11 protein-coding genes are annotated in these 11,721 nt (G+C 68.6%); 3 read left to right on the forward strand and 8 right to left on the reverse strand.

Annotated features, from left to right (window positions below):
* Positions 1 to 12 precede the first annotated feature (12 nt).
* The 8 genes from KF837_20995 to KF837_21030 form a co-directional block, all read right to left on the reverse strand.
* Complete coding sequence (locus KF837_20995; protein MBX3229809.1) at positions 13 to 1,197, reverse strand: hypothetical protein; 1,185 nt, start codon at positions 1,195 to 1,197, stop codon at positions 13 to 15.
* A 4-nt stretch (positions 1,198 to 1,201) separates the two neighbouring features.
* Positions 1,202 to 1,906, reverse strand: coding sequence for a 2OG-Fe(II) oxygenase (locus tag KF837_21000; protein MBX3229810.1), 705 nt, complete (start codon positions 1,904 to 1,906; stop codon positions 1,202 to 1,204).
* On the reverse strand, positions 1,896 to 3,092 hold the full coding sequence (locus KF837_21005; GenBank protein MBX3229811.1) for a hypothetical protein: 1,197 nt from the start codon (positions 3,090 to 3,092) through the stop codon (positions 1,896 to 1,898). The genes KF837_21000 and KF837_21005 overlap by 11 nt, the downstream gene beginning before the upstream one ends.
* A gap of 4 nt (positions 3,093 to 3,096) precedes the next feature.
* Positions 3,097 to 4,227, reverse strand: a complete 1,131-nt coding sequence (locus KF837_21010) for a radical SAM protein (protein ID MBX3229812.1) — start codon at positions 4,225 to 4,227, stop codon at positions 3,097 to 3,099.
* Between the two features lie 29 nt (positions 4,228 to 4,256).
* Positions 4,257 to 4,691, reverse strand: a complete 435-nt coding sequence (locus tag KF837_21015) for a Nif11-like leader peptide family natural product precursor (protein MBX3229813.1) — start codon at positions 4,689 to 4,691, stop codon at positions 4,257 to 4,259.
* A gap of 48 nt (positions 4,692 to 4,739) precedes the next feature.
* The gene (locus KF837_21020) at positions 4,740 to 5,903 is read right to left on the reverse strand and encodes a hypothetical protein (GenBank protein ID MBX3229814.1); all 1,164 of its coding nucleotides are present in this window, start codon (positions 5,901 to 5,903) and stop codon (positions 4,740 to 4,742) included.
* Positions 5,904 to 6,047: 144 nt separating this feature from the next.
* The gene (locus KF837_21025) at positions 6,048 to 6,719 is read right to left on the reverse strand and encodes an FkbM family methyltransferase (GenBank protein ID MBX3229815.1); all 672 of its coding nucleotides are present in this window, start codon (positions 6,717 to 6,719) and stop codon (positions 6,048 to 6,050) included.
* Between the two features lie 9 nt (positions 6,720 to 6,728).
* Complete coding sequence (locus KF837_21030; GenBank protein MBX3229816.1) at positions 6,729 to 7,919, reverse strand: hypothetical protein; 1,191 nt, start codon at positions 7,917 to 7,919, stop codon at positions 6,729 to 6,731.
* Between the two features lie 39 nt (positions 7,920 to 7,958).
* Between KF837_21030 and KF837_21035 the strand changes: the two genes are divergently transcribed.
* From KF837_21035 to KF837_21045, 3 genes are read left to right on the forward strand one after another with little or no spacing between them, the layout of a single operon-like run.
* Positions 7,959 to 8,999 (forward strand): hypothetical protein, encoded by a 1,041-nt coding sequence (locus KF837_21035; GenBank protein MBX3229817.1) that lies wholly within the window; start codon positions 7,959 to 7,961, stop codon positions 8,997 to 8,999.
* Positions 8,980 to 10,572 (forward strand): hypothetical protein, encoded by a 1,593-nt coding sequence (locus KF837_21040; GenBank protein ID MBX3229818.1) that lies wholly within the window; start codon positions 8,980 to 8,982, stop codon positions 10,570 to 10,572. The genes KF837_21035 and KF837_21040 overlap by 20 nt, the downstream gene beginning before the upstream one ends.
* Positions 10,573 to 10,584: 12 nt before the next feature.
* The gene (locus KF837_21045; protein MBX3229819.1) at positions 10,585 to 11,718 is read left to right on the forward strand and encodes an iron-containing alcohol dehydrogenase; all 1,134 of its coding nucleotides are present in this window, start codon (positions 10,585 to 10,587) and stop codon (positions 11,716 to 11,718) included.
* The last annotated feature ends 3 nt before the right edge of the window (positions 11,719 to 11,721 follow it).

Consider the following 11,721-nt stretch of genomic DNA (forward strand, 5'->3'; position numbering starts at 1 on the left):
GCGCGCGGTCCGTCACTCGCCGAAGAGCGCGGCGAAGCCAGGGGTCTCGCGCACGACACGAATGGCCTCGAGGAGCGCGTAGTCGTTCGCGACGCGATAGCCCTCGCGGGCGAGCGCGACCCGCACCGTACGGTGGTCGCGTTTCTTCGCGAGGAGCGCACGGCACAGCGCGATCGCGTCGGCGTTGAAGTCGAGCTTCTCGACGCCGCGGATGACGGTCTCGACCGGATCGCGCGAGGGGTAGCGGGCCGCGAGCAGATCGAGGATCGCTTGGCGGCTCGGCACCATCGCGAGCACCGCGAGGAGGAAGCGAGCTTCGTCGTCCGCTTCTTCGTGCCGGCGGTGCACGACGGTGCGCTCCTGCGCGCTCGCCTCGATCGCGCGGAGGAGCGGCTCGGCGTCGGCGCCGTGCGCGTCACGGGCGAGGCCGAGCAGCTTCGCGCGGAGCCGCGCGTCGCCGAAGCCTCCTTCACACCGAGCGAGGACCTCGTAGGTGGCGAGGAGGTCGCCGCGCATCAGCCGGGGGACCGCGCGCCAGAACGCGGCGACGTCGGTGTGCTGCAACATGCGGAGCAGCTCGAGGCGCTTGCGCAGCGTGGGACGCGCGTAGCTCGGATCGAACGCGACGCTCGGGCGCCGATGTTCGTATCGGGGCGCCGTCGTGTCGGCGAGCGTCCTCAGCACGATCGTCACGGTGGGGCGTTCGGTGGGGAAGGTCACCTGCGCGACGCGCTGTCCCTGCGCGACCTCGCGGACGTCACCGCGAGAGAGGAGCTCGGCGCCCGTCAGCGAGAGATCTCCGAAGAGGAGCGAAGAGCTCACCCGTCGTTTCTCTTCGAAGCGGTAGCGCGTGTGGATGCCGCCGCCGGTGAAGACCTGGAACGCGCCGTGGAAGTCGACCTGGTGGACGGAGCGCGCGCGATCGGCCCAGAAGACGAGCTCGACGACGAGGCCTTCGCCCCGCGCGATCGTGATCGGCGGCGGCGCGAAGGCGTCGTTCGATTCGACCTGGGGAGGGAGGTCGCCGTCGAGGACGAGGTCGACGAGGCGATCGAAGTCGAGCGCTTCGTGGATGCGCGCGGCCTCGAGGGCGGCGCGGGCGAGGGACGGAAAGGCGAGCTCGTCACGATGAACGGCCGCCCATTCGGCGCTCACGCGCCCCATGAGATCGCCGAACACGCTCCGGACGTCGGTCAACGCGTCACGTTGTACCACGGGCAGGAGGCGGTCGCGCCGCGCCTCTCAGCTCGTCGGGCACGCGGCCTTCTCGGTAGAAGCCGAAGACGATCGTCCTGCGGGTCCCGGCGAGGACCGGGTTCACGGCGTGGAACGAGCGATGCGAGAGGACGAACGCGGCGCTCGCGCCGTGGATCGGCACGACAGCGTCCGCCGTCTCGTCCTCGGGCGTACGGAGCAAGAGGAGCTCCCCACCTCCCACCGGCGCCTCGGGGCGCGCGAGATGGATGACGAGGCGGACGTCCTCGCCGCCCTCGTCGGGAGGATCGGTGTGCACCGCGATGAACTGCCCCGACTGCATGCAGTGGGTCGCGAAGTAGATCCATTGCGTCCCGAGGGGGACGTCGAAGATGCGACCGAGCTCGCTCGCGAGGGCTTCGATCGCGCGTTGCCCGACGAGGCTGCGCGCAGGAGAGCGCACGACGTCGCGCAGGTTTTCGCAGCGGTGGAGCGAGTAGTGACCCTCGTTCACGGGCACGAACCGACCTCTGCCCTCGAGCCACTCGAGGAGCGTCGTCAAGAACGCCGGATCGACGAGGTCGTTCGTCACGAAATGGGGGTAGGGATCGTCGACGCTCTTCATTCGCGCGAGCCGCCGCCGGAGCCGCGCCACCATCGCGCGGTCGACCGCTTCGTCCGCCGGGTCCGGGAGAGGGACCTCAAGGAGCATCGCGTCGACCGCTCCGCAGGAGCACGCCGTCTCGGACCATGCGTCTCGCGAGGACGAGCTTCTCGTCGTCCGTGAGCGTGCCTGGAAGGTCGCGCGCGCGTAGCGTCTCGGTGCGCATGACGTATTCGAGCGCGGGCCGCACGCGCCACGGTCCCTCGAGCGCTCCGGCTTGGAAGTGGAGGCGCACGCGACCGCCTCCGGCGCGCAGGGTGGTGACGAGCGCGGCGGGCCGCGTCAACGGCTCGTCGAGCGTGATGGGCGCACCTTCGGGTCCGTCGAGGTCCGCGAAGCGTGGGCGATCGACCGGCGCCGACTGCGCGAGCTCGTTGATCGCCCAAGAAGCGAGCGCTTCGTCGACGAGCGACTCGCCGAGCTCCGAGCCGAGCATCTCCAAGAGCCGCGCGATCACCTCCGCGCGCGATCGGCCCAGCACCGCCCCCGGCGGGAGCGACTCGCGCAGCTTCGCGCTGCGAAAGCCCGCCGCCTCGACCATCTTCCCGAGGACGTCGAGATAGGTGTGCATGAGCACGCCGACCGTGATGTGGAGGGAGAAACGGTCCTCGGTGTGCGCTTCGTGGACGAAGCCGCGCGGGACGTAGAGCAGCTCTCCGGCTTCGAGCGTCGTCTCGATCGCGGGGGCAGCGACGCGCGCGCGGTCGATGTTCGTACCGACGGAGTGGGCCGGCGTCGGGGTCTCGTCGACGCGCTGATAGACGCGCCATTCCTTCGCGCCGCCGAGCTGGAGGATGATGACGTCGTGGGTGTCGTAGTGCAGATCGAACGCGCGTGAGCCCGCGGGCGTGAGGTAGACGTTCGGTCGCGGCCGCGCCCCGAGCTCGGCGAGCAACGCGTGGGTCATGCGGCGCACCGCGGGGTGATGGCAGGCGATGTCGTTGACGTTCACCGTGTAGCCGTCCCGATACCCGGCGTAGATTCGATCGAGGTCGAGGGGGACGTTGGCCTCGAATTCGATGCTCGGCGGATCGCCGTCCTCCTTCGCGAGACGAAGCTTGAACGGCGCGGGAGAGCCGAAGTTCGACAAGAACGGATCGAGATCGTCGACGGAGAAGAGCTCGTGGAAGTATCGGCGATCTCCCCGTTTCACGAGCAAAGGCTTCTTGTCCCAGTGCTCCGCGAAGAAGACACCGAGCGGCACGGGGTGGACCAGCCGCTGGAGGTCGAACACGGCCTCAGACCGCGATGCGCTCGAGGGGCGCCTCGGACAGGACGCCGACGCCGCTCGCTTGGAGGCGCGCGCGGATGTGCTCGATGAGGCCCTTGAAGACGGTGCAGCGCGGCGTGCCGTCGGGGTTCTTCTCCCAGAAGTCTTGGGTGAACTCGGCGGCGGGCTCTCCCGTGCAGCTCTTGCCCAGATTGGGACACGCGCTGCACGTCCTCGTCACGCGGGCCTCCGTCTCGACCATCACGCGTTCGTGCGCGGGGCTGGAGAGAAGGGCGGAGAGCGGCTGCCGGAAGACGTTGCCGTAACACGCCGTCTCGCTCGGGAAGTCGCTGTAGGGGTAGACCCCGCCGTCCTTGTCGATGATGAGGAGGCCCTCGAACGTTCGCTTGTCGACGCGGCCGATGTCCTCGCCTTCGAGCGACACCATCACGTCGCGCACGACGGACATGATGGGATGAATCTGCGGGCCGCGCGGGTTGTCGAGGAAGAGATCGGCGAGCGTCTTGAACGCGTGCAACGTGTCCTGTGGGCCGATCTCGAACCACTGGTTCGAGCCGAAGTCACCTTGGTGCAAAGGAAGCAGCCGGAAGCTCATCGAGCGCTCGGCGTAGAAGTCGTAGATCCGACGAACGCGGCGGCGGTTGCCCTTCGTGAGCACCGTGATGCCGGCGACGTCGATGTTCCGCTCGAGGAGGAGGTCGAGGTTCTTGATCGCGACGTGCTCTTTGCATTCGCCCGCCGCGTTCACGCGCAGGCTGCCGAAGATGTCGAGCGACACGCCGGTCCCGTGGAAGCCGTCGCGGATCAGCGCGATGCGCTCCTCGTCGAGGACGGTGAGGTTCGTCTGGGTGACGTGGAAGATCTGGGTGCTCTGGCCGGCGAAGGCGTTCCTCGCGAGCTCGAAGGCCTTCCAGTAGTAGTCGGGCGGCAGCAGCAGCGGCTCGCCGCCGTGCCAGACCACCCGGAGGACGTCGACGTCGTTCTCGCGGCAGAAGAGAGCGAGGTGCTCGAACATGATCGCAAGGTCGTCGCCGCCGATTCGCGTCTTGTCCTTGAGCAACGGCAGCTCGTAGCAATACGAGCAACGCAGATTGCAGAAGGTCGACGGAACGACCACGACGCATAGATGACGACCCAATCGAGCACCTCCTCTTCGAACGTTCCGACTCAGCGGCCCTTGATCTTGATGTTGGCGTCCGCCGGCATGCCGTCCTTCGGGAAGATGGGCGACGCCTCGCGAACGAACATGGACTGATTGCCGCCAGGACCAACGACCGCGCCCTTCAGCGCCGGGACGTTGACCTTCCGCACCGCGTTCGCAGCCACCGGACCCGCGCCTCCAGCGACCGCGTCGAGGTCCCCATCCTGGAGCTCCCCCTCGAAGAGGCCGCGCAAGGTGCCGATCAGGTCACCCTCCGCCACGGGCTTGCCCACGAGGGCCTCGGCGGCGGCGCGGAGCTCCTCGGCCGTCACCTCGTAACCCTTCGATGCCGCCTCTGCGATCCACGCCGTCGCGCTGGCCGCGCCGGCGAGCAGCTTCTCCTTGAGGCTCGCGTCGTTGTTGATGTCCGCGAGGAACTTGTCAGCGTTTTCCTTCGACATGTCGTCGTTCTCCTTGTGTTCGAGATGATTGACCGTTGCTACAGCAGCTCACTCGTAGAAGGGCATCCACAGCGCGTGACCGTACGGGGTGAGCGCGGGAGATTTTTCGAGGCCGTGTCGGAGCTCGTCGGTTTCCTTCTTCATCGCGGAGAGATTTCGCTCCGCCCACCCGTCGCGATCGAGGTCCTTCTCGAGACACTTCTCGTAGAAGACGCAGATATTCGCCCATGCGTGGAACGCCAAGAGGATCTTGTCGATGGGCCGCCCCGTCTTGCGGGCGGGCGAATAGTACAGGTCCGGGTCGCTCCCGTCGTCCAACGTGGCGAGCTCGCCGGCGAGCCCGAGGTGGAGGTGACTCGCCTCGTGAACGAGGAGCTCTCCCAACGCGACGGGAGACAGCGGAAACGTGGCGGCGATCCGGCCCGGAAACTGCGGACAGGTGCCGCTGAGCAGCAGGTTGTCCCGCGCGCATACCGGAACGAGGTCGCACGTCACTTCCTGGATCCACCCCAAGTGCTCCGGCGCCGCCGCCGCGAGGAAGGCGCCCAATTCGGTCGTCTCTTTCACGAGCTTCGGGGTCTCGAGCGGGGACGGTTCGAAGCCGTCGGCGAAGCACGAATAGGTGTCGTGCATCCACGCCGGGACCAGGCTCGACGTCGTGTCCCCGAAGGTGACACGAGGCGTGCGTACGATACGCGCGTCGTCCGTGGACGAGACGACGATGGTCTTTCCGTCGACGGATCGGACCGTGAGCTGGTCGGGCGCGCTCGGATCGAAGGCGACCGCGCGAACGCGCGGCGTGATCACGTCGCGCCAGCGAAGGCGCATCGGCGCGCTCAGCTCCGCCTCGAAGGCCGGCGAATCTGGCGTCGCCGCCGCCATCGCCGCGCGAACGACGCCATCGCCGAGAGACGCGTCGTTCAGATCGCCGCACGCCAGCTGCGAGAGCGCACGATCGACGTTCTGCCAATCACGCGAAGCGACGGCGGGGAGGCGTTCGAGGGCGTGCACGACCGACTCGTGAACGTGCTCCCATGCGCCGCGCCTGGCGACGACCGATCGAATCACGCGCTCCGCGCGGACCCTCCGCGCGAGCTCGATGAGGCGCGCTCGTCCTGCGGCGTCGCGATGCGGGGCGGCGAACGCGCGGAGATCGGTCGGGTCGAGCGTTCCGTCGTGCGCGCGAAGGGGCTGTTGGCGAGGGTCGAGCATGAGCGTGGAGAGCAGAGCAGACGTCTGGCCGAAGATGGACGAAAGTCGACCGATGGGATTCGGCTCCAATCGGGTGACACGGCCGCCGAACGCGCCTCGTCGCCCGAACGGGTGACGCGAGGCCAACTCGTCGAACGAGCCATTTCACCTCCGGATGCGGAGGAAACACGCCATGCCGAAGTCGTTCTCGGCGTCCTCGCTGCGCGAGAGCCCGCTGAGCATGAAGCCGTGCGCCTTCATCCACGGCTCCAGCTCGGCGAACAGCGGCGCGTTCCGATAGCGCGAGACGAGCTCCGCTTCGCATACGACGACGTCGAATCGAGAGAGGACCTTGCTCGATCCCTTGAGCGCCGGCAGCACCGCGCCCTGCACGTTCAGGTAGAACAGGTTGTAGGGGGCGTCGTCGGTGGCGAGCAGCGCGTCGAGCGTCGTGCCCTGCACCGTGCGCTTCTCGAACCGGACCTCGCCCTCCGTCGGGCTCGCGCGGGCGAAGAGGTTCGAGAAGTGCTCCTCGTCCGGCTCGAGGATCGAGTTGAGGACCGCAAAACGACCCGGCGCCGCCCAGTAGTCGAGCGGCCCCTCGCGATCGGTGAGCGCGACTTGCACGCACCGCACGTGCGCGCTCGTGAAGGTCTGGAGGTGCGCGAAGTCGTCGGCGTTGGGCTCCACGAGGAGCATGTGCTCGTAGCCGGCCTCCCGTAGCTCGGGGACGTGCTCACCGCGATGTGCGCCCGCGTAGACGACGCCGCGCGCTTCGAGCGACAGGGTCTCGAGCATGTTCGCGAAGCCGAGCTTCTCTAGATCCCGCTCTTCCATCGCGGCAGTCTAAGCGAAGAGGGCGCCGAAGCCCGGGGCTTCCCTGAACATGCGCACGCAGGCGAGCAGCTCGTAGTCGTTCGTGAACCGAACGTTCTCCCGCGCGAGGTGCTCCTTCAGCGCGTCGCGGCTCGAATCGCCCGTCATCAGGAACTTCGCGAGCGAGAGGCCCACCTCGTCGAAGTTCAGCTTCTGCAGGTTCCGCAGCAGCACCTCGGTCGGCGCGACGCCGGGGAAACGTTCGCCGAGCAGGTCGAAGATCGCGGCCCTCTTCGGCACGTTGAGGAGCAGCGCGAGGACGAAGCGCAGCTCGTCGTCCGTCACGCCGTCGCGTCGCGCGACGAACGCGCGCTTCTTCGCGCTCTCTTCGAGCACCGGCAAGACGAGGTCGAGATCGGCGCCCTGGGTCGCGCGGGCGATCGCGAAGAGCCGCGCGCGGTCTTCGGCTCGTTCGAGCGTGCGCCACGCCTCCGCGAGGATCAAATAGGCCGCGTGAAAGTCGGCGCGCGCGAGGGTGAGCTCCGCCGCGCGCCAGTACGCGTCGGGACGGGCGGCGTGGAGCATCGTGAGGAGCTGGATGCGCTTCGTCACCGCCGGTCGCGGCTGGAACGGATCGAGCGCGAGTGAGGGCGGCAGGTAGTTGTACTGCGGTCCGCTCTCGCGCCCGGTGTCCGTGCGCACGATGATCGTGACGGTCGGACGTTCGAGGTGAAACGTGGAGTGGATGAGCGCGGGCCCGGCGTGGATCGGCCGGACGTCGCCGCGCACGAGCAGCTCCGTGTCCGTCAGCTCCAGCGCGCCGAGGGCCATCGCCGAGCTCACCCGCGACGTCTCCGTGAACCGGTAGCGGCAATGCACGCTCGACCCGCAGAAGACCGAGAACGCGCCGCTGAAGGAGTGCTGATGGATGGTGATGAGCCCGTCGATCCAGAAGAGCGCCTCGATGAAGAAGTCCTCTCCGCGGAAGGTCGTGAACGGCGGCTGGCCGAAGCTCGCCTCGGGATCGCTCTGCCACGGCAGGGGATCCTGCGCGAGCATCGCCAGGACCAGCTCGTCGACGTCGCTGCCGAGGTCGGTCTCTTCGAGCACGCGCTGCGCGATCTCGGGGAACGCCGCTTCGTCGCGGCGCCGCGCGCGCCACCGCTCCGTGATCCGAGCGCCCATCTCGGCGAACCGCGCGGCCCATTCCATCGACGTCATCGTGCTGTCGCGTAGAGTACGGTAGCAGTAGGAGGTGGGATGGGTTTTCGAGAGTCGGTCCCGAGCTTGAACCGAGTCAACCTGCCTCGATGCGGGCGCCTATCGCTATGGCTGCGCCACTTCGACGTCGACTTCTATCGCACGCATCGTCATCGCGACGGCGTCGCGGATCTGACCGACTTGGGATCGGACGATTTGTTCGCGCACTTCATCGAGCGAGGTTGGGCCGAAGGCCGGTCCTACAACCGCGTGCTGCACGCGTTCATCGACCCCGCGTTCTACGTGTCCCGTTATCCGGAGCTCGAAATCGAGAGTCCGGAGGCGGCGGTGCGGCACTGGATGTACGACGGATACTACGAGGGGCGCGTGCCGAACGCGGCGAGCCAGCACGTCCTCGACAGCAGGATTCACCTCTATCAAATGGGAAAAGTCGGATCGAAGGCCATCGAGGCGGCGATCTATGCGGCGGGCCACGAGTCGTTGGTCCTTCATTTCCACTGGCCGAGTGATTTCGTAGCGACCTACCCGGACTGCTTCTTTGCCTACGAAGAAGTGATGGCGCGCAACGCGGACAAGCCAATTCGCGTCATCTCCGGTGTACGGGATCCGTTCGAGCGCCTCATTTCGGGGTTCTATCAGTCTCCAATCCAGGACCCGTCGGAGTGGTCGGTCGAAGCGGCGACGAAGAAGATAAGAGCGATGGTGCTGTCGCCGCATCGCAGGTTGATCCTGGACTGGTTCGATCACGGGTATTGCCGCGAGCTCGACGTGTACGCGCACCCGTTCGACGTCGAGGCCGGGTTCGGCGTCTACGAGGAGCACCACCTCCGCTTGTTCGTGTACCGCCACGATCGGCTGCCTCGCCTCGTCGGCGAGCTCTCCCGATTCGTCGATCTGGATCTGTCGCTCGAGCCCGTGAATCGAACGAGCGACAAGGAGAACGCGGAGAGCTTCGCCACGATCATGCGGACGGCGCGGTTTCCCGGGAGCGTGGTCGAGGAGGTGGTGACCTCGCGCTACGTCCGGCATTTCTTCACGGGGCGGGAGATCGATGCGATGCGTGCGCGGTGGGCCGAGTAACCCGGCGCGGGTCGTCGTCCCCGTCCTCGTGTTCCTCGTCGCGCTGAAGACGGCGGCGGGGCTCGCGGGGACGATCGACGTCGAGCTCGACGACGAGACGATCTACCTCGACGCCGCCCATCACCTCCGCGATCGCTACTTGCCGCTCGCGGAGTCGAGCCCGCTCTATCCGGCGTGGTATCGGGTCCTGTCGCTCGCGGCGCGTGAGCCGCTCTCGCTCTACTACCTGAACTGGTTCGTCCTCGCGCTCGCGCTGCCGCTCCTGCTCTACGCGCTCGCGCGGCGCTCCGGCGCCTCGCTCGGCTTCGCGGCGACCGCCTCCGCGGTGTGGTCGTTCTCGGGGGCGGTCCTCGTCAACCCGTTCGTCTCGAAGTTCGCGGTGCTCGTCCTCGCCGCCGGCGCGCTCGCGTCCACCTTCGCGCGCGAGCGGCGCGTCGCGTTCGCGCTCGGATCCGCCGCCGTCTCCGTCGCGGCGTACGCGCGCGCCGAGCTGCTCGTCCCCTCGTACGCGTTCGCGGCGGCGGCGGCGATCCATGGCGTCGTCGGCCGGCGGCGCCGCCCGCTCGCATCGCTGTTCGTCGTCGCCGTCCCCGCGGTTCTGCGGCTCGTGTTCGGCGAGCCGCGGCAAGGGTGGCGCGCGTTCTTCGCGTTCGGCCAGCACTACGCGCGCAACGTGATTCGCGCGCGGCACCTCGGCGTCGACGCATGGACGACCTGGGAAGAGCACACCCGCGCGGACTTCCCGCACGCGACGACGATCCTCGAGGCGGCGCGCGAGAACCCGGAGGCGTTCCTCTGGCACGTCGGCGAGAACGCGAAGGCGCTCCCGCGCGCGATCGTCGCGGTGGTGGGGCCGCTGAGGTACGTGCCGCTCTTCCTCGTCGTCGTCGTGGCGCTCGTGCTCGTCGTCCTCGTGCTCGTCGGGATCCGCGCGCTCGTCCGCCGCCGCCTCGACGCGCGGCTCGTGGGGTGGATGCCGCTCTACCTCGTCGTGCTCCTCACGACGCTGGGGTCCGCGCTCTTGATCCATCCGCGCGAGCACGTGCTGCTGCCGCTCGTGTGGCTCTCGCTCGCCGCGCTCGCGAGCGCGCCGGGGACCGTCGTCCCGCCGCTCCTTCGCCCGCGGCTCCGCGGGATCGTCCAGGTCGCCCTCCTCGCGTCGCTCCTCGCGCTGCTCCCGGCGCGCTCCGGCGCGCCGCCGGCGCTCCTTCGCCCCGCGGTCCCCCCGCCGTCGTCGCCGCCCGAGGCCGCGGAGACGATCCGCGCGCTCCGTTCGCTCGGACTGAAGCAGAAGACCGTCATCCTCGAGACGAGCTACTCGCGCGCGGTGTACGCGGGCTTCCCGTTCGAGCGCGTGGGGCAGCAGGACAAACGCGGTCCGTTCTGGGACTTCGTTCACGAGCGCGGCGTCGGCCTCGTGGTGATCGACGATCGCCTGCGGCGCGATCCTCGCTTCGCGAACGATCCCCAGTTTTCGCGCTTCGCGGCGGGGGACGGCGAGCGCGAAGACTTCGAGCTCGTCCCGGTGGAGCGGACGGCGGTCGTCCTCGCGGTGCGGCGCAGACTTCGGTAGCCTGCGCCTGCCATGTCCCTCGTCACCTGGAGCTTCCCCACCACCGTCGTCTTCGGCACGGGCGCGATCAAGGCGCTCCCCGAACATGTGAAGCGCGCGGGCGGAAGGCGCGTCCTCGTCGTCGCGGATCCCGGCGTCACGAAGGCGGGCATCGCCGACCGCGTGCGCGCCAACCTCGAGGGCGGGGGCATCGCGGCGAAGGTCTTCGACAAGGTCGATCCGAACCCGGTCGAGCAGAACGTCGTCGACGGCGTCGCGGCGTACCGCGAGCACGGCGCCGACCTCGTCGTCTCCGTCGGCGGCGGCGCGCCGCTCGACACCGGCAAGCTCATCGCGCTGAAGACGACACACGAGCGTCCGCTCCACGAGTACGACGACGCGATCGGCGGCGACGCGCACATCACCGCGAACGTCCCGCCGATCATCAACGTCCCCACCACCGCCGGCACCGGGAGCGAGGTCGGCCGCTCCGGCGTCGTCACCCTCGCCGCGACGGGGCGGAAGACCGTGATCTTCAGCCCGCACCTGATGGCGAAGGCGGCGATCCTCGATCCGGAGCTCACCGTCTCGATGCCGGGGCGCGTGACGGCGGCGACGGGCTTCGACGCGCTCACGCACTGCATCGAGGCGTACCTCTCGGTCGGCGATCACCCGATGGCGGACGGCATCGCGCTGATGGGCATCGAGCTCTCTGCGAAGCACCTGCCGCGCGCGGTGGAGGCCGGCAGCGATCTCGCGGCGCGCGGCGCGATGATGAAGGCGGCGATGATGGGCGCGGTCGCGTTCCAGAAGGGGCTCGGCGTCTGCCACTCGCTCGCGCACCCGCTCTCGAGCGAGAAGAACCTCCATCACGGGCTCGCGAACGCGCTCTGCCTCCCCGCCGTCGTCGACTTCAACAACGCGGCCGTCCCCGAGCGCGTCGAGCGCGTGCGGCGCCTCGTCGACCTCACCGCGACGAGCCTCTCGAACGCGCTCCGCACGCTGCGCGAGAAGGTCGGCCTCCCCGGCGGCCTCGGCGCGGAGGGCGTGACGAAGGCGGACATCCCGAAGCTCGCCGACAAGGCGATGGAGGACGCCTGCCATCGCAGTAACCCGCGTCCGTGCGAGCGCACGGACATGGTGAAGCTCTACGAGCTGTCGCTCTGACCG

It is taken from the genome of Labilithrix sp., assembly GCA_019637155.1.
In the GTDB taxonomy this organism is placed as follows: Bacteria; Myxococcota_A; Polyangia; order Polyangiales; family Polyangiaceae; genus Labilithrix.

What these genes read in the sequence shown, in the direction of transcription:
- KF837_21000 (MBX3229810.1), bottom strand. Translation starts at nt 1,906, where the DNA reads ATGCTCCTTGAGGTCCCTCTCCCGGACCCGGCGGACGAAGCGGTCGAC.
- KF837_21015 (MBX3229813.1), bottom strand. Translation starts at nt 4,691, where the DNA reads ATGTCGAAGGAAAACGCTGACAAGTTCCTCGCGGACATCAACAACGAC.
- KF837_21020 (MBX3229814.1), bottom strand. Translation starts at nt 5,903, where the DNA reads ATGCTCGACCCTCGCCAACAGCCCCTTCGCGCGCACGACGGAACGCTC.
- KF837_21025 (MBX3229815.1), bottom strand. Translation starts at nt 6,719, where the DNA reads ATGGAAGAGCGGGATCTAGAGAAGCTCGGCTTCGCGAACATGCTCGAG.
- KF837_21030 (MBX3229816.1), bottom strand. Translation starts at nt 7,919, where the DNA reads ATGACGTCGATGGAATGGGCCGCGCGGTTCGCCGAGATGGGCGCTCGG.
- KF837_21035 (MBX3229817.1), top strand. Translation starts at nt 7,959, where the DNA reads ATGGGTTTTCGAGAGTCGGTCCCGAGCTTGAACCGAGTCAACCTGCCT.
- KF837_21045 (MBX3229819.1), top strand. Translation starts at nt 10,585, where the DNA reads ATGTCCCTCGTCACCTGGAGCTTCCCCACCACCGTCGTCTTCGGCACG.